Below are 23,952 nucleotides of genomic sequence, written 5' to 3' on the forward strand. Positions count from 1 at the left end.
ATGCAAGCACGCTTGCTTGTTTCTCCGGACGCTGCCATGCTCCGGGGCACACCGTCGTGCCCCGAGGGGAGCGTTCCGTGCCCGAAGCTGTGCCCGTACTCGACGATCTGCGCCGTGAGAGCGACGAACTCGATCAGTTGGTCGAGGGGTTGGGGGATGAGGGGTGGGCCTTGCCCACTCCCGCCGCAGGGTGGACCGTCGCCCATCAGATCGCCCATCTCGCCTGGACCGACCGGGCCGCGCTGATCGCCGTCACCGATGGGGAAGGGTTCGGCCGGCTTGTCGAGGCCGCTCTCGCGGCTCCCGAGACCTTTGTCGATGACGGGGCCGCGGAAGGGGCCCGTCTGCCGGGTGGTGAACTCCTCTCGCGGTGGCGTGACGGGCGCGATGCGCTGTGGAAGGCTCTGGGCGCTGCCCCTCGCGGGACCCGCTTTCCCTGGTACGGGCCGCCGATGTCGGCCACCTCCATGGCCACCGCCCGGCTGATGGAGACCTGGGCCCACGGCCAGGACGTCGCCGACGCGGTGGGCGTGGAGAGGGTGCCCACGGATCGGTTGCGGCACGTCGCCCATATCGGGGTCCGGGCGCGGGACTTCTCGTTCGGGGCGCGGGGGCTGAGTGCGCCTGCTGATGCCTTTCGGGTTGAGCTGCGGCTGCCGAGCGGTGATTTGTGGGTCAGTGGGCCCGAAGACGCCGGGCAGCGGGTTACCGGGCCCGCGCTTGATTTCTGTCTTCTCGTCACGCAGCGCGCGCACCGCGATGATCTCGCCGTGCGTGCGGTCGGTCCCGATGCCGAGCAGTGGCTCGGCATCGCGCAGGCCTTCGCGGGGCCACCGGGCGCCGGGCGGGCCCCGCGTACCGGACCGCGTACCGAACAGGGCCGCGCACTGTGACCGCGCCGCTGCGGATCGGGAACGCCTCCGGGTTCTACGGCGACCGCTTCGACGCCATGCGCGACATGCTGACCGGCGGCCCTCTCGACGTCCTCACCGGCGACTATCTCGCCGAGCTGACCATGCTGATCCTGGGGCGCGACCGGCTCAAGGACCCCGCGCGCGGCTACGCGAAGACCTTCCTGCGGCAGCTGGAGGAGTGCCTGGGGCTCGCGCAGGAGCGGGGCGTGAAGATCGTCGCCAATGCCGGGGGCCTGAATCCCGCCGGACTTGCCGATGCCGTGCGTGAGTTGGCCGGGCGGCTGGGGATCGGAGTGCGGGTCGCGCATGTGGAAGGCGATGACCTCGGGAGTCGTTTTCCCGGCGCGCTCACCGCCAACGCCTACCTCGGCGGCGCCGGAATCGCCGCCTGCCTGAGGGGCGGGGCCGATGTCGTCGTCACGGGGCGGGTCACTGATGCCGCACTCGTCAGCGGGCCCGCCGCCGCGCACTTCGGGTGGGGGGACGGTGACCACGACCGGCTCGCCGGCGCCGTCGTCGCCGGGCACATCCTCGAATGCGGGACGCAGGCCACCGGCGGCAACTACGCCTTCTTCGGCGAGCGCCCCGCAACCGACCTTCTGCGGCCAGGCTTTCCGCTCGCCGAGATCCACGAGGACGGGTCCGCCGTCATCACCAAGCACGACGGCACGGGCGGGTTCGTCGACGTCGGTACGGTCACCGCGCAGCTCGTGTACGAGACCTCCGGCGCCCGGTACGCAGGGCCCGACGTCACCGCCCGGCTCGACACGGTCACCCTCACGCAGGAAGCGCCCGACCGGGTACGCGTGTCCGGCGTACGGGGTGAGGCTCCGCCGCCGGACCTCAAGGTCGGCCTGAACCGGCTCGGCGGCTTCCGCAACGAAGTCGTCTTCGTGCTGACGGGCCTTGATGTCGAGGCCAAGGCCGCGCTCGTGCGCGCCCAGGTCGAGGATGCCTTCGGGCGGGCCAAATCCCGGCCGGAAGAGGTGCGGTGGGAGCTTGTGCGTGCCGATCGGGGCGATGCTCCCACCGAAGAGACAGCCTCAGCCCTGCTGCGGCTCGTCGTGCGCGACCCGCAGCAGGAGCCCGTCGGGCGCGCCCTGAGCGGCGCCGCGATCGAGCTCGCCCTCGGCAGCTATCCCGGCTTCCACGTGACGGCGCCTCCGGGCAAGGGCGCCCCCTACGGAGTCTTCGAAGCCGCCTACGTCGAACGCGGCACCGTCGATCACGTCGCCGTCCTGCCCGGCGGCGAGCGGCGGCCCGTGGGAGCCACCGGCGGCAGCCTCGTACTCGAAGACCTGGACCAGCCGCCCCTGCCCCCGCCACTGCCGGAAGGTCCCACCCGCCGCGCCCCCCTCGGCCGTGTCGCCGGGGCCCGCAGCGGTGACAAGGGCGGGGACGCGAATGTCGGCGTATGGGTGCGCACGGACGACGCCTGGCGGTGGCTCGCCCATGAGCTGACCGTCGAGCGATTCCGCGAACTCATCCCGGAGGCAGCGGAATTGGGTGTCGTGCGGCATGTTCTGCCCAATTTGCGGGCGCTGAACTTCGTCGTCGTGGGGATCCTCGGCGCGGGCGTCGCCTCGCAGGCCCGCTTCGATCCGCAGGCCAAGGGCCTCGGCGAATGGCTGCGCGCCCGCCACCTCGACATCCCGGCCGCGCTTCTCGAAGCGGTCGAACCCAATGAAACGACGGAGGTACTCCCGTGACCGTCCTCGCGTCCGCGCTCGACCCCGCGAGCGCCGAGTACGCCGAGCACCGCGAGGCCATGCTCTCCAAGCTCGCCGAGCTCGGCACCGAGCAGGCCAAGGCCCTCGAAGGCGGCGGCGAGAAGTACGTCGCCCGGCACCGCAAGCGCGGCAAGCTGCTCGCCCGGGAGCGGATCGAGCTGCTCCTCGACCCGGACACGCCGTTCCTGGAGCTGTCGCCGCTCGCCGCCTGGGGGAGCGACTACCCCGTGGGCGGTTCGATGGTCACCGGCATCGGTGTCGTCGAGGGCGTGGAGTGCCTGATCACCGCCAACGACCCGACCGTACGCGGCGGAGCCAGCAATCCCTGGACCCTGAAGAAAGCCTTCCGGGCGCACGAGATCGGGCACGCCAACCGGCTGCCGTCCATCCATCTCGTGGAGTCGGGCGGCGCCGACCTGCCGTCCCAGAAGGAGATCTTCATTCCGGGCGGTGCGCTCTTCAAGCACCTCACCCAGTCGTCGGCCGCCGGGATCCCGACCATCGCCGTCGTCTTCGGCAACTCCACGGCGGGCGGCGCCTACGTCCCCGGCATGAGCGACCACGTGATCATGGTCAAGGAGCGCGCCAAGGTCTTCCTCGGCGGCCCGCCGCTGGTGAAGATGGCCACCGGCGAGGAGAGCGACGACGAATCGCTCGGCGGCGCCGAGATGCACGCCCGCACCTCCGGCCTCGCGGACTACCTCGCCGACGACGAGCGTGACGCGCTGCGGCAGACGCGGCGGGTGGTCAAGCGGCTCAACTGGCGCAAGGCGTACGCCGATCCGGCCGGTGTCGTCGAGCCGCCCAAGTACGACGAGGACGAACTGCTCGGTATCGTGCCCGGCGACCTCAAGGTGCCCTTCGACCCCCGCGAGGTCATCGCCCGTATCGTCGACGGCTCCGACTTCGACGAGTTCAAGCCGCTGTACGGGGCGAGCCTCACCACGGGGTGGGCCTCGCTGCACGGCTATCCCGTCGGCATCCTCGCCAACGCGCAGGGCGTGCTCTTCAGCGAGGAGTCGCAGAAGGCCGCCCAGTTCATCCAGCTGGCCAACCAGCGGGACATTCCGCTGCTCTTCCTGCACAACACCACCGGATACATGGTCGGCAAGGAGTACGAGCAGGGCGGCATCATCAAGCACGGCGCGATGATGATCAACGCGGTGAGCAACTCGCGGGTGCCGCATCTCAGCGTTCTGATGGGCGCCTCGTACGGAGCCGGGCACTACGGCATGTGCGGGCGCGCCTACGACCCGCGCTTCCTCTTCGCCTGGCCCAGCGCCAAGTCCGCCGTCATGGGGCCGCAGCAGCTCGCGGGCGTCCTGTCGATCGTGGCGCGGGCCTCCGCCGCCGCCAAGGGGCAGCCCTACGACGACGACGCCGACGCGGGGCTTCGCGCCATGGTGGAGCAGCAGATCGAGGCGGAGTCCCTGCCGATGTTCCTCTCCGGCCGGCTCTACGACGACGGGGTCATCGACCCCCGCGACACCCGCACGGTTCTCGGCCTGTGCCTGTCCGCGATCCACACCGCCCCCTACGAGGGCGCGCGCGGTGGCTTCGGCGTCTTCCGGATGTGAGAAACGTTTGTGAGGAACTCACCATGATCAACGCCATCCTTGTGGCCAACCGCGGCGAGATCGCCTGCCGCATCTTCCGCACCTGCCGCGACCTGGGCATCGCCACCGTCGCCGTGTACTCCGACGCCGACGCGGACGCCCTCCACGTCCGCGAGGCCGACTCCGCCGTACGGCTGCCGGGTGCCGCGCCCGCCGACACGTATCTGCGCGGCGACCTCGTCGTGAAGGCCGCGCAGGCGGCCGGCGCGGACGCCGTCCACCCCGGCTACGGCTTCCTCTCCGAGAACGCCGACTTCGCGCGCGCCGTCACCGACGCCGGGCTCACCTGGATCGGGCCGCCGCCCGAAGCGATCGAATCCATGGCCTCCAAGACGCGCGCCAAGGAACTCATGGGCATCGCGCCCCTGGCCCTGGACGACGTCACCGAGGACGATCTGCCGGTCCTGGTGAAGGCGGCGTCCGGCGGCGGCGGGCGCGGCATGCGCGTCGTACGGGAAATCGGCGCCCTAAAGGGGGAGTTGGCCGCCGCGAGCGCGGAGGCGGCCAGTGCCTTCGGGGACGGCGAGGTCTTCGTCGAGCCCTATCTGGAGGGCGGGCGGCACGTCGAGGTGCAGGTCATGGCCGACGCGCACGACACCGTGTGGGTGCTCGGCACGCGGGACTGCTCGCTCCAGCGCAGGCACCAGAAGGTCGTCGAGGAGTCCCCGGCGCCGGGTCTGGCCGCCGGTCTCGTCGAGGAGTTGCACGCGCAGGCCCTGCGTGCGGCGCGGGTGACCGGGTATCGCGGGGCGGGCACGGTGGAGTTCCTGGTCGACGGCGACCGGGCGCACTTCCTGGAGATGAACACGCGGCTCCAGGTCGAACACCCGGTGACCGAGGCCGTGTTCGGGGTCGACCTCGTGGCGTTGCAGATCCAGGTCGCGGAGGGCGGACGGCTCGCGCAAGAGCCGCCGGCCGCGCGCGGCCACGCCGTCGAGGCCCGGCTCTACGCCGAGGACCCGGCCGCGCAATGGGCCCCGCAGACCGGCACCCTGCACCGGCTCTCCGTGCCGGGCGTGCGGCTCGACACGGGGTACGCGGACGGCGATCCGATCGGCGTGCACTACGACCCGATGCTGGCCAAGGCCATCTCGTACGCCCCCACGCGTGCCGCGGCCGTGCGCGCACTCGCGGGCGCCCTGGAGCGCGCGGTGGTCCACGGTCCCGTCACCAACCGGGAGTTGCTCGTACGGTCCCTGCGGCACCCGGAGTTCACCGAGGCCCGCATGGACACGGGCTTCTACGACCGGCACCTCGCCGAACTCACCGCCCCCGCGCCCGATCCGCACGCGCCGCTCGCCGCCGCCCTCGCCGACGCCCACGGACGCTCGCGGTTCGGCGGCTGGCGCAACCTCGCGTCGCAGCCGCAGGCCAAGCTCTTCCGCAGCGAACCGGACGGGACCGAGCACGAGGTGCGCTACCGGCACACGCGGGAGGGGTTCGGTGCGGAGGGGGTGCGGGTGCTCTCCGTGTCCGGGGAGCTCGTCGTGCTCGAAGTGGACGGCGTGCGCAGGCAGTTCGCGGTCCGTCGCTACGGGGACGACCGGGTGTACGTCGGCAACACCGCCCTCACCTCGCTGCCACTGCTGCCCGAACCCGTCACCCGGCAGGAGCCCGGCTCCCTGCTCGCGCCGATGCCGGGCACTGTCGTGCGCCTGGCCGACGGGCTCGCGCAGGGGGTGCGGGTGACCGCCGGGCAGCCCCTGATCTGGCTGGAGGCCATGAAGATGGAGCACCGCATCACCGCTCCCGCCTCCGGCACGCTCACCGCCCTGCACGCCGAGCCCGGCCGCCAGGTCGAGGTCGGCGCACTGCTCGCAGTCGTAGACGTCACAGACGACGTACAGGCCGTACAGGAGGAGCAATCCGTATGAGCACCGTCCTCGAAACCCAGGAGCACCAGGCCCTGCGCGCGGCCGTCGCCGCACTCGGCAAGCGCTACGGCCGCGACTACATGACCGGCGTCGTGGCGGGCGAAGGCCACCCGGACGAACTGTGGGCCGACGCCGCAAAGCTCGGCTACCTGGGCGTGAACCTGCCCGAGGAGTACGGCGGCGGGGGCGGCGGGATAGCCGAACTCTCCATCGTCCTTGAGGAACTGGGCGCGGCAGGCTGCCCTCTCCTGATGATGGTCGTGTCGCCCGCGATCTGCGGAACCGTCATCGCCCGCTTCGGCACCGACGAGCAGAAGCAGGCCTGGCTGCCCGGTCTCGCCGACGGCACCCGCACCATGGCGTTCGGCATCACCGAGCCCGACGCGGGCTCCAACTCCCACCGGATCACGACGACCGCGCGCAAGGACGAGGCGAGCGGCGACTGGCTCCTGACCGGCCGCAAGGTGTTCATCTCGGGCGTCGACATCGCCGACGCGACACTGATCGTGGGCCGTACGGAAGACGCCCGCACCGGCAGCCTCAAGCCCTGCCTCTTCATCGTGCCCCGCGAGACAGAGGGCTTCCACCGGCGGCAGATCGAGATGGAACTCCAGGCCCCGGAGAAGCAGTTCGAACTCACCCTGGACGACGTGCGGTTGCCCGCGGACGCCCTGGTGGGCGACGAGGACGCCGGGCTGCTCCAGCTCTTCGCCGGGCTCAACCCCGAGCGGATCATGACGGCGGCGTTCTCGCTGGGCATGGCGCGGTACGCCCTGAACCGCGCCGTCGGCTACGCCAAGGAACGCAGCGTGTGGAAGAGCCCGATCGGCGCCCACCAGGCGATCGCGCATCCCCTCGCGCAGTCCCACATCGACATCGAGCTGGCCCGCCTGATGATGCAGAAGGCCGCCCGGCTCTACGACGAGGGCGACGACATGGGCGCGGGCGAGGCCGCCAACATGGCCAAGCTCGCCGCCGCCGACGCGTGCGTGAAGACCGTCGACCAGTCCGTGCACACGCTGGGCGGCAACGGCCTGACCAAGGAGTTCGGCCTCGCCTCGCTGATCGTGGCGTCACGCGTGGCGCGGATCGCCCCCGTGAGCAGGGAGATGATCCTCAACTACGTGTCGCACCAGACCCTCGGCCTGCCCAAGTCGTACTGACCGGCACGCCGCTGCCCCTCAATTGCTGGAGGTTCGTCCCATGGGACTTGTGCACACACCCCCGGAACGCGGCATCGCCACGCTCACCCTGGACAACCCCGACCGCCGCAACGCGCTCTCGGCGGAACTCGTGAGCGGCCTCGCGCAGGCGCTCGACGCCTGCGGCAAGGACCCCGGCGTGCGCGCGGTCGTCCTCACGCACACCGGCTCGACGTTCTGCTCCGGCGCCGACCTGCGGGAGCCGCCGGACCCGGCCGTCTTCGTGGGGCTGCTTCGGCAGATCGTGGAGCTGCCGAAGCCGGTGGTGGCGCGGGTGGACGGGCATGTGCGGGCGGGCGGGCTCGGTCTGCTCGGCGTGTGCGACCTGGCCGCGGCGGGGCCGGGGGCGTCGTTCGCGCTGACGGAGGTACGGATCGGGGTGGCGCCCGCGGTGATCTCCATGCCGCTGCTGGCCCGGCTCGACGCTAGCGCCGCGTCGCGGTACTTCCTCACCGGGGAGCGGTTCGGCGGGGCGGAGGCGGCGCGGGTGGGGCTCGTGACGGTGGCGGGCGATGACGTGGACGCGGAGCTCTCGCCCCTCCTCGAAGGGATGCGGAAGGGGGCGCCGGAGGCCCTGGCCGAGACGAAGAAGCTGCTCACGGCTAGGGTGCTCGACGCATTCGACCACCACACGGACTCCCTCATCGCTCTGTCCGCGCGGCTCTTCGCATCGGAGGAGGCGCGGGACGGGATGGGGGCGTTCCTCGAACGACGGGAGTGCCCATGGGTGCTGTGACAGCGGCTGACCGTGCCGATCGTGCCGATCGCGCCGACCGAGCCGATCGCTCGCCCAAGCAGGACCGCAGCCGGGCCACGCGGCAACGGCTCCTCGAAGCCGCGGTGGCGTGCCTCGCCGAGAGCGGCTGGGCGGGGTCCACGGTGTCCGTGGTGGCCGAGCGGGCGGGGGTTTCGCGGGGCGCGACCCAGCATCACTTCCCGACCCGGGAGGACCTCTTCACGGCGGCGGTGGAGTACGTGGCCGAGCAGCGCTCCACGGCCCTGAAGGAGCTGCCGGCCCAGGACCGGGCGTCGGTGGTGGCCGCCCTGGTCGATCTCTACACGGGGCCGCTGTTCCGGGCGGCGCTGCACCTGTGGGTGGCGGCGTCGAACGAGCCCCAGCTGGGTGCCAGGGTCACGGAGCTGGAGGCACGGGTGGGCCGTGAGACCCACCGGATCGCGGTACAGCTCCTGGGGGCCGACGAGTCCGCCCCCGGCGTCAGGGAGACCATCCAGGGCCTCCTGGACATGGCCCGCGGCCTGGGCCTCGCGAACCTGCTTACGGATGACGGCGCCCGGCGGGACCGGGTGGTGGCGCAGTGGACGGTGCTGGTGGAGGGGGCGCTGCGCTGAGCGCCGCAAACGCCGGCCGGGCTGGACAGTTCCAGCCCGTCCGGCGTTTGAGGACGAACTCGGCGAAGCCGGTGATGACGTCCGCCAAGGCCCCCGCGCAGCGGGTTTTCGGGAAGGGGCGGGGTTGGGGAGAAATCCCTACCTGGCGATGTCCCCGTAACCGATGACCTCCCGCGGGTCCCGCGTGCCGGGGCCCACATACCGCGCCGAGGGGCGGACGAGGCGCCCCGTCCGCTTCTGCTCGAGGATGTGCGCCGACCATCCGGCGGTCCGCGCGCAGGTGAACATCGAAGTGAACATGTGCGCCGGCACCTCGGCGAAGTCGAGGACGATCGCCGCCCAGAACTCGACGTTCGTCGCGAGGACCCGGTCGGGACGGCGGGCGTGCAACTCGTCGAGCGCGGCCTTCTCCAACGCCTCCGCCACCTCGAAGCGCGGAGCGCCCAGCTCACGCGCCGTACGGCGGAGCACCCGCGCCCGCGGGTCCTCGGCCCGGTACACCCGGTGACCGAAGCCCATCAGCCGCTCGCCCTTGTCGAGGGCCTGCTTCACGTACGCGACCGCGTCCCCCGTCCGCTCGATCTCCTCGATCATGCCGAGGACACGGGACGGCGCCCCGCCGTGCAGGGGCCCGGACATGGCGCCCACGGCGCCGGAGAGCGCCGCCGCCACGTCGGAGCCGGTGGAGGCGATGACGCGCGCCGTGAACGTGGACGCGTTCATGCCGTGCTCGGCGGCCGACGTCCAGTACGCGTCGACGGCCTGGACGTGCTTGGGGTCGGGCTCGCCGCGCCAGCGCTTCATGAACCGCTCGACGACGGTGTCCGCCTTGTCGATCTCGCGCTGCGGCACCATCGGCAGGCCCTGGCCGCGCGCGGACTGCGCGACGTACGAGAGCGCCATGACGGCGGCCCGTGCGAGGTCGTCGCGGGCCTCCTGCTCGCTGATGTCCAGGAGCGGCTTCAGGCCCCACACGGGGGCGAGCATCGCGAGCGCGGACTGGACATCGACCCGGATGTCACCGGAGTGCACCGGGATCGGGAACGGCTCGGCGGGCGGCAGGCCCGGATTGAACGCACCGTCGACCAGCAGGCCCCAGACGTTGCCGAAGGAGACGTGGCCGACCAGATCCTCGATGTCGACGCCGCGATAGCGAAGCGCGCCGCCTTCCTTATCCGGTTCGGCGATCTCCGTCTCGAACGCGATGACTCCTTCAAGTCCGGGTACGAAGTCGGACATCAGGCGGCTCCTCGTGATGTGTGCGACAGATGGTGGTGACAGACAGCTCGTGACCATGTGTCAGAAGTGGGCATTTCCGGTCCGGTTCCGCGGTCTGCCGGTGCCTCTGCGGCTACCGGTCCTCGACTCGCGTTCCGGATCAGTCACCCGGGTGATGCCCCGTGCGGCTGGTGGTCACCCAACCGATTCGGTAGCGGGACGATATCCCTTGGTGCCACCCTTGGCGATGGTATGCGGCACTCAGTGCCACACGTCACCTCCCGGTGGCGCACGGCAACCCGTCGGCAGGCGCCTCGTATACGGCAGTATGACCGCGTGACCGATCGCGCCGTTCCCGCACCTGCCCTGGCCGACCCGGCCGCCATCCGTGCCCACTACGGCCTCGACGGACTCGTCGAGGCCGAGCTGCCGGCCACGCCGATCGAGCTGTTCGCGCTCTGGTTCTCGCAGGCGGTCGCCGCGACCGGCGACGGCCTGCTCCACGAGCCGAACGCCATGGTCGTCTCGACGGCGGACGCCGAGGGCCGCCCCAGCTCGCGCACGGTCCTGCTGAAGGGCTACGACGAGGGCGGCTTCGTCTTCTTCACCAACTACGAGTCCCGCAAGGCCCGCGAACTGGCCGCGAACCCGAACATCGCGCTGCTCTTCCCCTGGCATCCGATGGCCCGCCAGGTCATCGTCACCGGCACGGCGGAGCGCGTGGCCCGCGAGGAGACGGTGGCGTACTTCCGCACCCGGCCGCACGGCTCCCAGCTCGGAGCCTGGGCCAGCGCCCAGTCCTCGGTCATCGCCACGCGCGACGAACTGGATCGCGCGTACGACGACTTGGCGGCGCGCTATCCGGAGGGCGAGCAGGTGCCCGCGCCGCCGCACTGGGGCGGCTTCCGCGTCGAGCCGCGGTCCGTGGAGTTCTGGCAGGGCAGGGCCAATCGCCTGCACGACCGCCTGCGCTACGAGCGGACGGAAGGGGCCGAGCGGACGGAAGGGGCCGAGTGGACGGTGGAGCGCCTCAGCCCGTGAGCGAGGACGAGCGAGGGCGAGCGAGGACGAGCGGTGACCGGCTGCCGGGCGCCGGTCTACCCCGTCAGGACGCCGTCCAGAAACGGCTGGATCGCCTCGCGCCACGCCTCCGGCTGGTCGTAGTGCACGAGGTGGCCCGCGTCGGCCACCTCCGCGTACGCCCCGCGGGGCAGCACGCGGACCATCTCCTGGGACTCGGCGCGGCCCAGCTCGCCGTCCAGGCCCCGGACGACCAGGGCGGGGCACTGGACCTGGGTCAGGCCCTCCCAGTGCGCGTCGTACACCCAGGTCTCGCGGGACTTCAGCATCTGGTCGCGGTCGAAGACGGGGCGCCAGCCGTCCGGGCCCTCGGTCATCACCTCGGCGAAGAACTCGCCGCGTGAGGGGTTCTTGCGCTCCACCCAGGGATCGTCCTCGCCGAACCACTTCCGTACGTCGGCGAGGGTGGCGAAGGGGACGGGCCAGGCCTTGAACCAGTCCTCCCACTCGCGCTGCGACGCGGCGCCGAGCGCGGAGGCCCGCATGTCGCAGATGATCAGGGCGCGGACGAGGTCGGGGCGCTTCGCGGCGAGCTGCCAGGCGGTGAGCGCGCCCATGGAGTGGCCGATGAGGACGGCGGGGGCGAGGCCGAGCTGGACGAGCGCGGCCTCGGCGTCGTCCACGTAGGCCTCGCTGTTGAAGGGGCCATCGGCGGGCTTGTCGCTCTGCCCGTGCCCGCGCTGGTCGAGTGCGACCGCGCGATGCCGTTCGGCGAGCCAGCGGGCGGTGCCCGCCCAGTGGGACGCGCGGCCCATCAGGCCGTGCAATAACAGCACGCCTCCCGGTGACCCGTCCCGCTCCGTGGACTTGGGAGGATCGGCGAACTCCCAGGCCGCGAGGCGTACGCCGTCCGCGCCCGTCACGTCAATGCGCCGCACCATGGTTCCTGGCACCCCCCTTGAATCATCTCGGGCTGAACGCCTGGTTCTGTCACGCACTCCCGCACGCTATCGAACCCTTTTTCGAAAGCGGCCGGTTCGCCGGTAACACCCCTCGTTCGAGTGACCACGCTCAAGGATTGGCCGCCGCAGCCGAGGGGAGATCTTCATCGGGAGGCGGACCGCTCGGGGAAAACGGTCCGTGGGGGTCGACCCCGGGAGCTCGGGGCTCCGGGTCGAAGCAGGGGAGGACAGGCCCCGGCGCTCAAGGGCGCCGGGGCCCTCTGTCTGCGCGGGGCGTGCTGGTCCGCGCCGTTTGCGTACGTGCTCCCGCTCCTCAGATGGGCACATCCTCCTGCCCCCTCCCACGGCCGCGGCGGCCGGACCCGGCGCCGCGACAAGAGCCCTCAAGTCATATGCCTCTCGCGACAGCCTGGCACGCAAAACGGCCCGGCGCTGCGATTCCGCACACTGAATCTTGGACCCCATACAATCCCGGGCCCTTCACAACTGCACGACGCGCAACGCCAGTTGACTCCTACTCCCGGTAACGGGAGTACGGGGGGACTCAGCGCTTGGCGACGAAGACGTGCGAGGCGACCTCGGAGTCCAGCTCCGCGGCCTCACCGCTGCTGCCCACGAGCACCCCGCCCGCGGACTCCGTCACGCTCACCACGGAGCCGGGCTGCACACCCGCGCGCCGCAGCGTGTACATCAGCTGCGCGTCCGTCTGGATGGGCTCGCCGATGCGGCGCACGACCACCGTCGCGCCGTCCGCGCCGGGGTCGAGGTCCACCAGGGAGACCATGCCCTCGTCCAGGAACGGGTCGGCCCCGTCCTTCTCGCCCAGCTCCTCGAGGCCCGGGATCGGGTTGCCGTACGGAGACTCGGTGGGGTGGCGCAGGAGCTCCAGGACGCGGCGCTCCACCGCCTCGCTCATCACGTGTTCCCAGCGACACGCCTCGGCGTGGACCTGCTCCCACTCCAGGCCGATCACGTCGACGAGCAGGCACTCCGCCAGGCGGTGCTTGCGCATCACGCGGGTGGCGAGCCTGCGGCCCTCCTCCGTCAGCTCCAGGTGGCGATCGCTCGCGACGGACACCAGGCCGTCACGCTCCATGCGCGCGACCGTCTGGCTGACCGTCGGTCCGCTCTGGTCAAGACGCTCGGCGATCCGGGCGCGCATGGGGACGACACCTTCCTCCTCCAGCTCGAGGATGGTGCGCAAATACATCTCAGTGGTGTCAATAAGCCCCGACATGGGTGCCCCTCAGATCTCGCTCGTGCGGCCGGCCCTGGCATCAAGTCTGACGCATACCGCTGACAACCGGGTCCCGCCGGGGGAAAACCCGGTCCTGACGGCCTCGACGGCGTGCTCGGGCCGTATTGACAGGGCACTGGTCCAGACCGCAACGTGATCCGCGGCACACGGGAAAAGCGTGCAGGAAATACGTGCAGGACTTACGTACAGAACACATACGTACCCGGAAAGGTTCCTCGGCGCATGGGCTCGAAGAGCGAGAGCAAGCTGGCCGGTCAGTACATCGACGCCGCGATCGGACTGCTCGGGCGGGTCCGTGACGAGGAGGGCGGGAACGTCGACGCGGCGGGCACGCTGCTCGCCGACGCGGTCGAGGCGGGCAACAGGCTCTTCGCCTTCGGTGCCGGGCACTCCTCGCTCGCCGCCCAGGACGTCGTCTACCGCGCGGGCGGCCTCGCCCTGATGAACCTCCTCGCCGTCCCCGGCGTCGTCGGCATCGACGTCATGCCCGCCACGCTCGGCTCCGCCCTGGAGCGCGTCGACGGGCTCGCGGGCGCCGTCCTGGACTCCTCGCCGGCCCGCCCCGGCGACGTACTGGTGATCATCTCGCTCTCCGGGCGCAACTCACTGCCCGTGGAGATGGCGATGAACGCCCGCGCCCTCGGCCTGAAGGTCATCGGCGTGACGTCGGTGGCGTACGCGACGGAGACGAAGTCGCGGCACGTGTCCGGCACCTTCCTCAAGGACCACTGCGACGTGGTGATCGACTCCAAGATCGCGCTCGGTGACGCGGAGCTCAGCCTGGACGCGGTCGACGCGCCGTTCGGGCCCGCGTCCAGCGTGGTCACCAACGCGATCATGCAGGCCATGATGGCGACCGCCGTCGAGGCCTTGGCGGAGCGGGGGACCCAGCCCCCTCTGCTGCGGTCGGGGAACGTGGACGGGGGGCACGACTGGAACGGCAGGGTGTTCGAGGAGTACGGAGACCGGATCTTCTACCGGCGCTGAGGCCCCCGCCCGCGGCCTCTACGGGCCCGTGGGGAAGCGCACCCGCACGGTGAGCCCGCCGCCCGCTCCGTTGGCCTCCGCGGTCGCCTGCGCGCCGTGTGCGCGGGCGATCGCGTCGACGATGGACAGACCCAGGCCCGCGCCCTCTCCGCGCGCGTGGGTGCGTTCCCGCAGCCGCCGGAACGGCTCGAAGAGGTGCGGGACGGTCTCCGGAGGGACGACCGGCCCCGTGTTGGTGACCTCGACGCCGTCCGGCCCCGTGCGCACCCCGACCCGTCCGCCCTTGACGTTGTAGTCCACGGCGTTCGCCACCAGATTGTGTACGAGCCGGTCGAGCAGGACCCCGTCACCGTCCACGGTCAGCGGCTCCGCGTGCAGGGACAGCGTGACGTCCCGCTCGGCGGCCCGGCCCGCGAGCCCCTCCGCCACCGCGTCGGCGATGACGTCGAGCGCGACGGGCTCACGCCGTTCGAGCCCCCGCTCCGAGGTGGCGAGCAGCAGCAGCCCCTCGATCAGGTGCTCGCTGTCGTCGGCGACGGAGATCAGCTTCGTACGGATGCGGGCCACCTGCTCCGGATCGGGCTCGCCCGCGAGGCCGATCTCGGCGGCGGCCCGCTGGACGGCGAGGGGGGTGCGCAGCTCGTGCGCGGCATTGGCGGCGAACCGCTGCTGGGCGCTGACCAGTTGCTCTATCCGCCCGAGCATCTCGTCGAAGGTGTCGGCCAGCTGCTTCAGCTCGCCGGGCGGGGCGTCCAGCGCGATCCGCTCGTGCAGGTTCTCGCCGGAGAGCCGCCGCGCGGTGCCGGTGATCACGGCCACGGGGTGCAGGACGCGGCCCGCCATCCACCAGGCGAGCAGGATGGAGAGCGCCGCGTACACGAAGAGCACGATCACGGACACGGTGAGCAGCCGGCTCAGGGCCGCCTGCTCGGCGACGTCACTGATCTTCGTGACGGCCAGGCCCTGCGTGATGTCGGCGGACGTGACGCCGTCCGTGGGCATCGGCCTCGCGGGCGACGCGGAGGGGGCCGGGGCGGCCGTCTGCCAGGGCGGGTACATCCTGCGGGCGGGGACGGCGGTGGTGACGGCGGTACTGATGGAGGAGTAGAGCCCCTGCCGCACCAGGAAGTACACGAGCCCGGTGAGCAACGCCCCCGCGACCACGAGCATCCCGCCGTAGAGGGCGGTGAGCCGGGCGCGCTCACTGCTCAGGCGCCTCACGACGACCGGCCCGCGATCCGGTAGCCCGCGCCAGGGACCGTCTCCACCACCGGGGGGTCGCCCAGCTTCGTACGCAGTTTGGAGAGGGTGACGCGGACCGCGTTCGTGCGGTAACTGGTGTCCTCCTCCCAGACCTGTTCGATCAGGTCGTCGCCGCTGACCACCGCGCCCTGTGCCCGCAGCAGCGCCTCCAGGACCGCGAACTCCTTGCGGGAGAGCGCGAGGTGGCGGCCGTCGCGGCTGGCCTGGCGGCGGGCCGTGTCCAGGACCAGGCCCGCGCGTTCGATCACGGGCGGCAGCGCGGGGCGCGTACGGCGGCCGAGGGCCAGGACGCGGGCCAGGAGTTCGTCGTACGCGAAGGGCTTGGTCAGGTAGTCGTCGGCGCCCAGGCCCAGGCCCGCGACACGCTCCCGGACCGTGACCGAAGCCGTCAGCATCAGGACGCGGGTCAGCAGCCCCTGCGACACCACCCTGCGGCACACCTCGTCGCCGTGCAGGCCCGGCAGATCCCGGTCGAGGATGACGACGTCGTACTCGCCGAACCGCAGCTTGCGCAGCGCCGTCAGGCCGTCCGCCGCGACGTCCACCGCGAGCGCGTCGCGGCGCAGCCCGGCGGCGATCATCTCGGCCAGGAATTCCTCGTCCTCCACCAGCAGTACGCGCATGCGGCCCTGTGTACCTGAAGTGCACCTTTCGTCGGTGTAAGCGTCTCCGTTGAGAGAAACGAAACCCCCCTTCCCGCGAGCCTGAGCGCGTCACGCGACAGCGAGAAGTGAAGGGGAAGCCATGAGGACTCGTACGCGCTCGGCGGCCATCGCATCGGGATTCGCCGCACTCGCCCTGTTCGCCGGAGCCTGCTCCTCCGGCGGCGGCGAAAGCAGCGGCCAGGACAAGGCGGACGGCGGCAAGGGCAAGCAGGCCGACGCCGCCTTCAAGGAGCGCGAGTGCCTGCGCAAGCACGGCCTCAAGGTGCCCGAGCCCAAGGCCGGCGAGGACACCCGCGGCATCACCATCGGCGGCGACCTCAGCAAGGAGAAAATGGAGGCCGCCATGAAGGACTGCGCCGGCAAGAACGGCAGGTCCGGCGGCGGCGCGCCCTCGCAGGCCGACAAGGACAAGATGCTCAAGTACGCCCGCTGCATGCGCGAGAACGGCTTCAACATGCCCGACCCGAAGTTCGACGGCGGCGCGATGGAAGCCCAGAAGATCCCCAAGGGCGCCGAGGCGAAGAAGATGGAGAAGGCCGCCGCGGCGTGCAAGGACATCGTCGCGTGAGGCGCCGCACCGCCGTCGTCGCCACCGTCGTCGCCCTGCTCGCGATCACCGGCGGCGGCGTCGCCGTCACCGCGCTCGCCGACAACGGCAAGGACGGCCCCGCGAGCCGGGACACCGGACTCCCGCCCGCCACCGCCCCCGTCGAACGCGGCGACCTCAGCAGCGGCACCCAGACCGACGGCACCCTCGGCTACGCCAAGGAACGCAAGATCAACGCGGGCACCGCAGGCACCCTCACCTGGTCCGCGCCCACCGGCTCGACGATCGGGCGCGACGGACGCCTGTACGAGGTCAACGGCGTCCCCGTGCGCCTCATGTACGGCACCGAGCCCATGTACCGCACGCTGAAGACCGGCGACGAGGGCAACGACGTACGACAGCTGGAGCAGAACCTCCAGGCGCTCGGGTACGGGGCCGGGCTCGCCGTCGACGACGAATACACGGCGGGTACGGCCGCCGCGGTCAAGCAGTGGCAGAAGGCGCACGAGGAGAAGCAGACGGGGCGCGTCGGCCCCGACGCTATCGCCTTCTCGCCCGGCGGCGTCCGTGTGAAGTCCGCCGATTCGGCCGTCGGCGACCAGGTCGCGCCGGGCAAGCCGGTGCTCGGCACCACGGGCTCCGAGCGGGTCGTGCGGTTCCAGCTCGACGTCGCCGAGGGGAAGCTCGCCAAGACGGGCACCAAGGTCACCGTCGACCTGCCGGACGGCACGACCGCCAAGGGCAGGGTCGCCTCCGTCGGCAAGACGGCCAAGCCGGGCGACGACCCGGCCGACAAGACCCCCAAGATCCCGGTGACGGTCTCCTTCGACGACCCCGGCAAGGTCGACGGCTTCGACCAGTCCCCGGTCACGGTGAACCTCACCGGCGAGACCCGCAAGGACGTCCTGTCCGTACCCGTCAACGCCCTCCTCGCGCTGCCCGGCGGCGGCTACGGCGTCCAGGTCGTCGAGCACGGCCGCGCCCGCCAGGTCAAGGTCGAGCTCGGCATGTTCGGCCAGGGGCGGGTCGAGGTCACCGGCGGCGGCCTCGATGACGGCACGAAGGTCGGGGTGCCCAAGATATGAGCGCCGTCGTGGAGCTGGGCGGGGTCACCAAGGAGTACCCCGGCGGCGTCGCCGCCCTGCGCGGGGTGGACCTGCGGGTGGAGGAGGGCGAACTCCTCGCCATCGTCGGCCCTTCCGGGTCCGGCAAGTCGACGCTGCTGCACATCGTCGGCACCCTCGACCGCCCCTCACAGGGCTCGGTGGCCATCGCGGGGCACGATGTCGCGACGCTGGCCGACCGCAGCCTCTCCGCGCTGCGCGCACGGCACATCGGCTTCGTCTTCCAGGCGTTCCACCTGGTGCCGGGGATCAGCGCGCGCGACAACGTGGCGGAAGGGCTCCTGTACTCGGGCCTCTCGCGCGGGGAGCGCCGGGCGCGGGCCGCGGAAGCCCTCGACCGGGTCGGCCTCGCGGACCGCATGAAGCACCGGCCGCACGAACTATCCGGCGGCCAGAAGCAGCGCGTCGCCATCGCCCGCGCGGTGGTCGGAGCGCCGGACCTGCTCCTGGCCGACGAGCCGACCGGGGCGCTCGACTCCGCGTCCGGCGAGGCGGTGATGGAGCTCCTGCACGATCTCAACGCGGAGGGCGCGACGATCGCCGTCATCACGCACGACACGGAGATCGCGGAGCGGCTGCCACGGCAGGTGCGGATACGGGACGGGCAGGTGGTGGCGGATGTGCGGGCCGCTGCCCGGCAGGGGGTGCGGGCCGGATGATCCGTACGAAGAAGATCAGGAACCCGCGGCTGAAGGCGGCGCGGCTGGGGCCGCGGGACGTGCTGCACGTCGGCTCGGCGGGCCTGCGCAGCCGCCCGGTCCGGGTCGTCCTGTCGGCGCTCGGCATCGCGATCGGGATCGCCACGATGATCGCGGTCGTGGGCATCTCGTCCTCCAGCAAGGCGCAACTCATGCGTGAACTGGACGAGTTGGGCACGAACATGCTGGTGGCCTCGCCCGGGGAGCCCATGTTCTCCGGGGAGAAGGTGGTGCTTCCGCGTGACGCGGCGGGCCGGGTCTCGCGCGTGAAGGGCGTACGGGACGTGGGCGCGACCGGCGACCTCGAACGCAGTGTGCGGCGCAGCGAGAAGATCCCCGAGGACGAGACCGGCGGCATATCCGTCAAGGCGGCCACCGAGGGGCTGCTGAAGGTGCTGCGCGGCGGGATGGGGAGCGGGACGTGGTTCAACGCGGCCAACAGCCGCTATCCGTCGATCGTCCTCGGCCATGTCGCCGCCGACCGGCTCGGCATCACCGAACCCGGCCAGCAGGTCTGGGTGGACGACCGCTACTTCACGGTCGTCGGCATCCTCGACCCGCTGCCGCTCTCGCCCGACGTGGAGCGCTCGGCCCTCGTGGGGTGGGCGGCGGCCAGGAGCGAACTCGGCTTCGACGGGCGTCCGACGTCGGTGTACGAGCGGTCCACCGACGCCTCGGTGCACGAGGTACGCGACCTGCTCGCCGCGTCGATCGACCCGGAGAACCCGCGCAACGTCCAGGTGACGGACCCCTCTTCGGCACTCCAGGCGAAGGCGGCGACGGAGGGAGCGTTCTCGACGCTGCTCCTCGGGCTCGGCGGGATCGCGCTCCTTGTGGGAGGCGTCGGGGTGGCCAACACCATGATCATCTCAGTCCTGGAGCGGCGTTACGAGATCGGGCTCCGCCGCTCGATGGGTGCGACGAAGGGGCAGATCCGCATTCAGTTCGTGACGGAGTCCCTGATGCTGTCGGGCCTCGGCGGCCTTGCGGGGATCGCCCTGGGCGCGGCGGCGACGGCCGCGTACGCGGTATCGGGCGGCCTCCCCTGGGTGATCCCCCTCTGGGCGGTAACGGGCGGCTTCGCCGCAACCTTGCTCATCGGCACGGTCGCGGGCCTCTACCCCGCGATACGAGCGGCCCGCCTCTCCCCAACCCTGGCGCTGCACGCGGCGTAGAGGGGGCCTGAGCCGCTGGGGCCCAGCCGGGAAACCCCCGGTTGGGCCCCCAGCCCCCGCAGGGGCAAGCTCAGCCGGCGGAGCCCACCGCATCCGCCAGATCAAGCGAGGCCGCAACCCTCGCTGCGACGCTCTCCGCGTAAGCCGCGTCCGCCCGCTCGAACTGCGTCCGACTGGCACTCCGCAGAAACGTCACGACGCCCAACGTCCGCCCCCGGCTCCGCAGCACCGCGCACAACGCGTGGACGGAGTCCTCCGGCCACTGCCTCGCCGCGGCCCACACACGGGCCCGCTCGGGCGGCGCCGTACCGGCGCTGGTCCGTACGGAACCCACCCGGTCCACGCACTGCGGAGCCGGGTGGCCCTCCAGATACCGGACCGGCAGCCCCGCCTTGGCCACCGGCAGGCACGGCCCCGGCGCACCCGCGGGCGTCGCGGCGACGCGGATGAGACGGACCGGCTCCTCAAGGCCCCCCGCACCCGACGCGCCCCCCGCGTCCCCCGCACCCGCCACCAAGTCGATCAGCGCATGGTCGGCGAACCCCGCAAGAGCGAAGTCCAGCTGGACCGTGGCCGCCTCCGTCGGATCCTCGCACTCGCCCGCGGCCCGCGCGGCCCGGTGCAACTGCTGCGAGCGGAAACGCAGTTGCGCCGCCTCCTGCTCGGTCTGCTTCGCCTCCGTCACGTCCAGGAAAAGCCAGGCGACCCCCAGCGGAACCGGCTCCTCCGCCAACGGCGACGCAAGCCGCAGAAAGCCGCTGCGCCAGCAACGCCGCTCGGGCTCACCGCCCTCCGAAGCCTGCACGGAGAGCCACATCTCGGCGGGAGCGGGCGGCGCCCCCTCGGCGAGCACATGGCTCAGCGCACTCTCCAGCTCCTCCACACCCTGCCCGAGCAACTCCCCGAGCGGCCGCCCGAGCAGAGCCGTACGCCCCATCCCCAGCGCACGGGCGGCATGCTCATTGGCCACGGCAGGACGCAGATCGGCATCGACCAACACCACACCCCACGACGCGTTCTCGAACAGCGCCTCGCTCAGGGCTATGGACCGCTCCAGGTCGATCTGCGCGTGCACCTCGCTGAACGCGCAGTACAACCCGGCGGGCTTCCCGTCCCCGCCCCGCACCGCAGCGGACTGGGTCCGCACGAGCACCCGCCCGCCGTCCTTCGTGAGCAGCGCGAACTCGTGCACCTGGCGCCCGTGCGCCTCCATGGCCGCCAGAAGCCGCGACTCGACCTCCTCGGCATCGGCCGTCCGCACCGCCCACCCCGCGAACCCCTGCCGCCCGACGGCCTCCGCCGCCGACCACCCGAGAATTCGCTCGGCCTCACGGTTCCAGTGCGTCACCACTCCGTCGGCATCGAACGCGCACAACGCGGCGTCCATCCCGTCCAGCAATGCCGCAAGCAATTCGGCCCCACCGGGCCCGGGCTCCTCGGGCCCCAGCTCGTCGGTGGTTCCGCTACGCCGGGAAGCACTCACCTGGCACCCCCTGCAGGCCGTGTCCTCATGAGCTGCATGTTCTGCGAGTTCCGCATGTACCGCACGTCAGATCATTGAACTCGAACGTGACGCAGCCCACAGGTACTTCCCAGAAGTTCGACGAAATCGTTGCCCCCAAGCTTGCCCCCGAAGCCCGGGCAAAGCCCTCAGAAAATCGCTTGTGCGTCGGACATGGTCGTTCCTAGGGTGGCACGTACACATGAAGGGAGGTGGTTCGGCAGATGTATGGAAACCGGACGCGTGAGGTGACTGCGGGCTAGTGGCCCGTCGTCGCAACTCGGTTTCGGCGCCGGACCAGCACGTGTGATGTGCGTGCAACCGGCCCAATCCCAAGCAGTCGCCCGACCCGCGAGCCGCCGGTAAGTCCGGCCGGCTTCCCGCCGTCCCGTACGGCGGGGACCAAGGCTCGCGGGTCGTCTGCGTGTGCGGGGCGCGCGCAGCGCCCTCAGCCCTTGCTGACCGCCGAGAGGATCTCCGGCAGCCGTCGCGCCACCCTGGGCGCCGCGAGCCGCAGGCCGAAGTAGGTGATCACCGCTCCGTAGGCCCCGCCGAGCGGCAGCAGCAGCCAGGACCAGGAGGCCGCGCCCGAGACGTGCAGCCAGATGGTGAAGGCGAGCACCGGGGCGCAGAGCAGCGCCGCCGCGACCATCCCGCCGAAGATCGAGATCCAGGCAAGGCCCGCCTGCCCGGGAGCCACGTTCTTGTAGCCCTCCTGCGGGATCGAGTAGGGGAAGCGGGCCGATGACCAGGCGCCCGTCGCCAGCATCGCGCCGAGCAGCGCGAAGGAGAGGCCGAGTGCCTCGGCGAGGCCGGTCCAGTCGCCGAGCACCGCCGCCGTGATGACGGTGACGAGGGTCGCGTACGGGAGGGTGATCGCCAGGAGCGCCAGCGCGCGGCCGCGGAGTTCGATGTACGCGTCGTACGTCGAGGAGATCGTCATGGCGACCATCCAGAACGCCGAGGTGTCCTGGCCGAACTGGTTGTACATCAGGACGCCGAGCATCCCGGCCGCGAAGCAGGCGAAGTAGATGGATCCCGTGCCCTGGAGGGCGTTGAAGAGGGGCACGATGAGCCCGATGGCCAGGGAGGTCACCCAGGCCGCCTTGGTCTTGGGGTCGCGCCACACGTAGCGCAGGCTGCGTTCCATGACCGTGCCGGTGCGTCCGCCGGGCAGCAGCCTGCCGGGGCCGCGGGCCGCGCGGGCCTTGGCGGGTCCGGACGCCGCGAGGGTGGAGCCGTCGGGGGTCGTCATGAGGTGGGTGAGGCTGCGTTGCCAGAGGGCGAGGAGCGCGGCGAGGGCGCCCGCGCCGAGGGCGAGTTGCGCGATCCCGGTGGCGTACGAGCCCTCGCTCACCGAGTCGACGGCGCCGATCGCCGAGGCGGGCGGGATCCAGCGCACGACGTCCGCCGCCGGATCGAGCTGCGAGAGCCCGGATGAACCCAGGCGCTGTGCACCGAAGTTGACGACCTGTGCGCCGATCGCGATGACCAGGCCGCTGAGAACGGCCAGATCGCGCCCCTTGCGGCTGGTCAGGAGCCGGATGTTGGCGGCGGCGACGGTGCGGGCGAGGGCCACGCAGATGAGGAGGGTGAGGGCGATGGCGAGGACGGCGGTGACGGCTGCCGCCGCGCCGTGCGCGAGGGAGATGACCGCGCCGAGCGCGAGGCAGAGCGTGAAGAGCGGCCCGATGCCCACCAGGGACGCCACGAGCAGCGCGCGCACCAGCGGCCGCGGGCGCAGCGGCAGCATCACCAGGCGGGTGGGGTCGAGGGTCTCGTCGCCGCTGGGGAAGAACAGCGGCATCACCGCCCAGCCGAGCGCGAGCACGGCGGTGAGCAGGACGGAGACGGTGGCGGCGTGTTCGTTGCCGCGCAGGGCGATCAGGCCCAGGAGCTGGAGTGCCGCGACGAGGAGCGCGGCGGCGACGGAGGCGATGTAGGCGGCGCGGCGGCCCGTCGACTGGTGCAGGCCGTTGCGCAGGAGGGAGAGCTTCAGGCGTACGAAGACGGGGGTGATGGAGGGCGCGGACGTGGCCGTCGGCGCGCTCATCGGGTGCCGCCGCCCAGCCAGTCGAGGTGTGAGCCGTTGTCGCGGGCGCTTGCGCCGACCAGTTCGAGGAACGCTTCCTGGAGGGAGGGGGCGGCGCCGCGTACCTCGGCGAGGGTCCCCTGGGCGCGGATGCGTCCCGCGGCCATGACGGCGACCCAGTCGCAGAGCGATTCGACGAGTTCCATGACGTGCGACGAGAAGACGACGGTCGCTCCGGACGCGGTGTAGCGCTCCAGGACGCCGCGGATGGTCTGTGCGGAGACCGGGTCGACGCCTTCGAAGGGCTCGTCCAGGAAGAGGACCTCGGGGTTGTGGAGCAGGGCTGCGGCGAGGCCGATCTTCTTGCGCATGCCGGTGGAGTAGTCGACGACGAGTTTGTGCTGGGCGCCCGCGAGGTCGAGTACGTCGAGGAGCTGGGTGGCTCTCTTGTCGACCTCGTCGCCGGGGAGTCCGCGGAGCCTTCCGGTGTAGGCGAGGAGTTCGCGTCCGGAGAGGCGCTCGAAGAGGCGCAGGCCCTCGGGCAGGACGCCGATGCGGGCCTTGACCTGGACGGGGTCGGTCCATACGTCGTGGCCGACGACCTCGACCGTGCCCCGGTCCGGCCGCAGGAGGCCGGTCACCATGGAGAGGGTGGTGGTCTTGCCCGCGCCGTTCGGTCCGACGAGGCCGATGAACTTGCCCGCGGGGAGGGTCAGATCGATCCCGGCTACGGCGATCTGCTGTCCGAAGGCCTTCCACAGCCCTTGCACTCTTACCGCTGCGGGTGGTGCTGCCTCGGTCACGGTGTCCGCCTTT

At 71.6% G+C, this 23,952-nt stretch carries 21 protein-coding genes; 13 read left to right on the forward strand and 8 right to left on the reverse strand.

The window, feature by feature from the left end; genetic code table 11:
* The first annotated feature begins 77 nt into the window (after positions 1 to 77).
* Genes ACQKIP_RS02155 through ACQKIP_RS02185 form a run of 7 tightly spaced genes read left to right on the forward strand, consistent with a single transcriptional unit; the run spans position 78 to position 8,686 of the window.
* On the forward strand, positions 78 to 893 hold the full coding sequence (locus ACQKIP_RS02155; RefSeq protein WP_365860370.1) for a TIGR03084 family metal-binding protein: 816 nt from the start codon (positions 78 to 80) through the stop codon (positions 891 to 893).
* Entirely contained in the window at positions 890 to 2,623 is a 1,734-nt protein-coding gene (locus ACQKIP_RS02160) for an acyclic terpene utilization AtuA family protein (RefSeq protein WP_365860371.1), read from the forward strand. The genes ACQKIP_RS02155 and ACQKIP_RS02160 overlap by 4 nt, the downstream gene beginning before the upstream one ends.
* Positions 2,620 to 4,221, forward strand: coding sequence for an acyl-CoA carboxylase subunit beta (locus ACQKIP_RS02165; RefSeq protein ID WP_365860372.1), 1,602 nt, complete (start codon positions 2,620 to 2,622; stop codon positions 4,219 to 4,221). The genes ACQKIP_RS02160 and ACQKIP_RS02165 overlap by 4 nt, the downstream gene beginning before the upstream one ends.
* Before the next feature lie 23 nt (positions 4,222 to 4,244).
* Positions 4,245 to 6,134 carry a biotin carboxylase N-terminal domain-containing protein gene (locus ACQKIP_RS02170; RefSeq protein ID WP_365860373.1) on the forward strand — a complete coding sequence of 630 codons (1,890 nt, stop codon included), beginning with the start codon at positions 4,245 to 4,247 and terminating at the stop codon, positions 6,132 to 6,134.
* The gene (locus ACQKIP_RS02175; RefSeq protein WP_365860374.1) at positions 6,131 to 7,297 is read left to right on the forward strand and encodes an acyl-CoA dehydrogenase family protein; all 1,167 of its coding nucleotides are present in this window, start codon (positions 6,131 to 6,133) and stop codon (positions 7,295 to 7,297) included. The genes ACQKIP_RS02170 and ACQKIP_RS02175 overlap by 4 nt, the downstream gene beginning before the upstream one ends.
* 40 nt (positions 7,298 to 7,337) lie before the next feature.
* A complete protein-coding gene (locus ACQKIP_RS02180; RefSeq protein WP_365860375.1) occupies positions 7,338 to 8,072 on the forward strand; it encodes an enoyl-CoA hydratase family protein in 735 nt (244 codons plus the stop codon).
* A complete protein-coding gene (locus tag ACQKIP_RS02185; protein ID WP_365860376.1) occupies positions 8,060 to 8,686 on the forward strand; it encodes a TetR/AcrR family transcriptional regulator in 627 nt (208 codons plus the stop codon). Before ACQKIP_RS02180 ends, ACQKIP_RS02185 begins: the two co-directional genes overlap by 13 nt.
* A 138-nt stretch (positions 8,687 to 8,824) precedes the next feature.
* Here the strand turns inward: ACQKIP_RS02185 and ACQKIP_RS02190 are convergent, their stop codons facing one another.
* A complete protein-coding gene (locus tag ACQKIP_RS02190) occupies positions 8,825 to 9,925 on the reverse strand; it encodes a citrate synthase 2 (RefSeq protein WP_365860377.1) in 1,101 nt (366 codons plus the stop codon).
* Between the two features lie 315 nt (positions 9,926 to 10,240).
* Between ACQKIP_RS02190 and pdxH the strand changes: the two genes are divergently transcribed.
* Positions 10,241 to 10,945, forward strand: a complete 705-nt coding sequence (gene pdxH / locus ACQKIP_RS02195; protein WP_365860378.1) for a pyridoxamine 5'-phosphate oxidase — start codon at positions 10,241 to 10,243, stop codon at positions 10,943 to 10,945.
* 56 nt (positions 10,946 to 11,001) lie between these two features.
* Here pdxH and ACQKIP_RS02200 read toward each other — a convergent pair whose 3' ends face one another.
* Together ACQKIP_RS02200 and ACQKIP_RS02205 are read right to left on the reverse strand one after the other, a co-directional pair.
* The gene (locus ACQKIP_RS02200; protein WP_365860379.1) at positions 11,002 to 11,865 is read right to left on the reverse strand and encodes an alpha/beta fold hydrolase; all 864 of its coding nucleotides are present in this window, start codon (positions 11,863 to 11,865) and stop codon (positions 11,002 to 11,004) included.
* A gap of 565 nt (positions 11,866 to 12,430) precedes the next feature.
* Positions 12,431 to 13,123, reverse strand: coding sequence for a metal-dependent transcriptional regulator (locus ACQKIP_RS02205; protein WP_361194579.1), 693 nt, complete (start codon positions 13,121 to 13,123; stop codon positions 12,431 to 12,433).
* A gap of 243 nt (positions 13,124 to 13,366) precedes the next feature.
* On the opposite strand from ACQKIP_RS02205, the gene ACQKIP_RS02210 reads away from it, so the two are divergent.
* Positions 13,367 to 14,131 carry an SIS domain-containing protein gene (locus ACQKIP_RS02210; RefSeq protein WP_365860380.1) on the forward strand — a complete coding sequence of 255 codons (765 nt, stop codon included), beginning with the start codon at positions 13,367 to 13,369 and terminating at the stop codon, positions 14,129 to 14,131.
* An 18-nt stretch (positions 14,132 to 14,149) separates the two neighbouring features.
* Here the strand turns inward: ACQKIP_RS02210 and ACQKIP_RS02215 are convergent, their stop codons facing one another.
* On the reverse strand, positions 14,150 to 15,343 hold the full coding sequence (locus tag ACQKIP_RS02215; RefSeq protein ID WP_365860488.1) for a sensor histidine kinase: 1,194 nt from the start codon (positions 15,341 to 15,343) through the stop codon (positions 14,150 to 14,152).
* 5 nt (positions 15,344 to 15,348) lie between these two features.
* Positions 15,349 to 16,017, reverse strand: a complete 669-nt coding sequence (locus ACQKIP_RS02220; RefSeq protein ID WP_365860381.1) for a response regulator transcription factor — start codon at positions 16,015 to 16,017, stop codon at positions 15,349 to 15,351.
* Between the two features lie 121 nt (positions 16,018 to 16,138).
* On the opposite strand from ACQKIP_RS02220, the gene ACQKIP_RS02225 reads away from it, so the two are divergent.
* From ACQKIP_RS02225 to ACQKIP_RS02240, 4 genes are read left to right on the forward strand one after another with little or no spacing between them, the layout of a single operon-like run.
* On the forward strand, positions 16,139 to 16,627 hold the full coding sequence (locus tag ACQKIP_RS02225) for a hypothetical protein (RefSeq protein ID WP_365860382.1): 489 nt from the start codon (positions 16,139 to 16,141) through the stop codon (positions 16,625 to 16,627).
* Positions 16,624 to 17,691, forward strand: a complete 1,068-nt coding sequence (locus ACQKIP_RS02230; RefSeq protein WP_365860383.1) for a peptidoglycan-binding protein — start codon at positions 16,624 to 16,626, stop codon at positions 17,689 to 17,691. Before ACQKIP_RS02225 ends, ACQKIP_RS02230 begins: the two co-directional genes overlap by 4 nt.
* Entirely contained in the window at positions 17,688 to 18,389 is a 702-nt protein-coding gene (locus ACQKIP_RS02235; protein ID WP_365860384.1) for an ABC transporter ATP-binding protein, read from the forward strand. The genes ACQKIP_RS02230 and ACQKIP_RS02235 overlap by 4 nt, the downstream gene beginning before the upstream one ends.
* On the forward strand, positions 18,386 to 19,603 hold the full coding sequence (locus ACQKIP_RS02240) for an ABC transporter permease (RefSeq protein ID WP_365860385.1): 1,218 nt from the start codon (positions 18,386 to 18,388) through the stop codon (positions 19,601 to 19,603). The genes ACQKIP_RS02235 and ACQKIP_RS02240 overlap by 4 nt, the downstream gene beginning before the upstream one ends.
* Before the next feature lie 70 nt (positions 19,604 to 19,673).
* Here ACQKIP_RS02240 and ACQKIP_RS02245 read toward each other — a convergent pair whose 3' ends face one another.
* The 3 genes from ACQKIP_RS02245 to ACQKIP_RS02255 form a co-directional block, all read right to left on the reverse strand.
* Positions 19,674 to 21,086, reverse strand: a complete 1,413-nt coding sequence (locus tag ACQKIP_RS02245; RefSeq protein WP_365860386.1) for a PAS domain-containing protein — start codon at positions 21,084 to 21,086, stop codon at positions 19,674 to 19,676.
* A 466-nt stretch (positions 21,087 to 21,552) separates the two neighbouring features.
* Positions 21,553 to 23,157: a transporter gene (locus tag ACQKIP_RS02250; RefSeq protein WP_365860387.1), complete on the reverse strand. Its 1,605-nt coding sequence runs from the start codon at positions 23,155 to 23,157 to the stop codon at positions 21,553 to 21,555.
* Positions 23,154 to 23,939 carry an ABC transporter ATP-binding protein gene (locus ACQKIP_RS02255; RefSeq protein WP_365860388.1) on the reverse strand — a complete coding sequence of 262 codons (786 nt, stop codon included), beginning with the start codon at positions 23,937 to 23,939 and terminating at the stop codon, positions 23,154 to 23,156. The genes ACQKIP_RS02250 and ACQKIP_RS02255 overlap by 4 nt, the downstream gene beginning before the upstream one ends.
* Positions 23,940 to 23,952: the final 13 nt, after the last annotated feature.

The organism is Streptomyces sp. NPDC059900, from assembly GCF_050270335.1.
Lineage (GTDB): Bacteria > Actinomycetota > Actinomycetes > Streptomycetales > Streptomycetaceae > Streptomyces.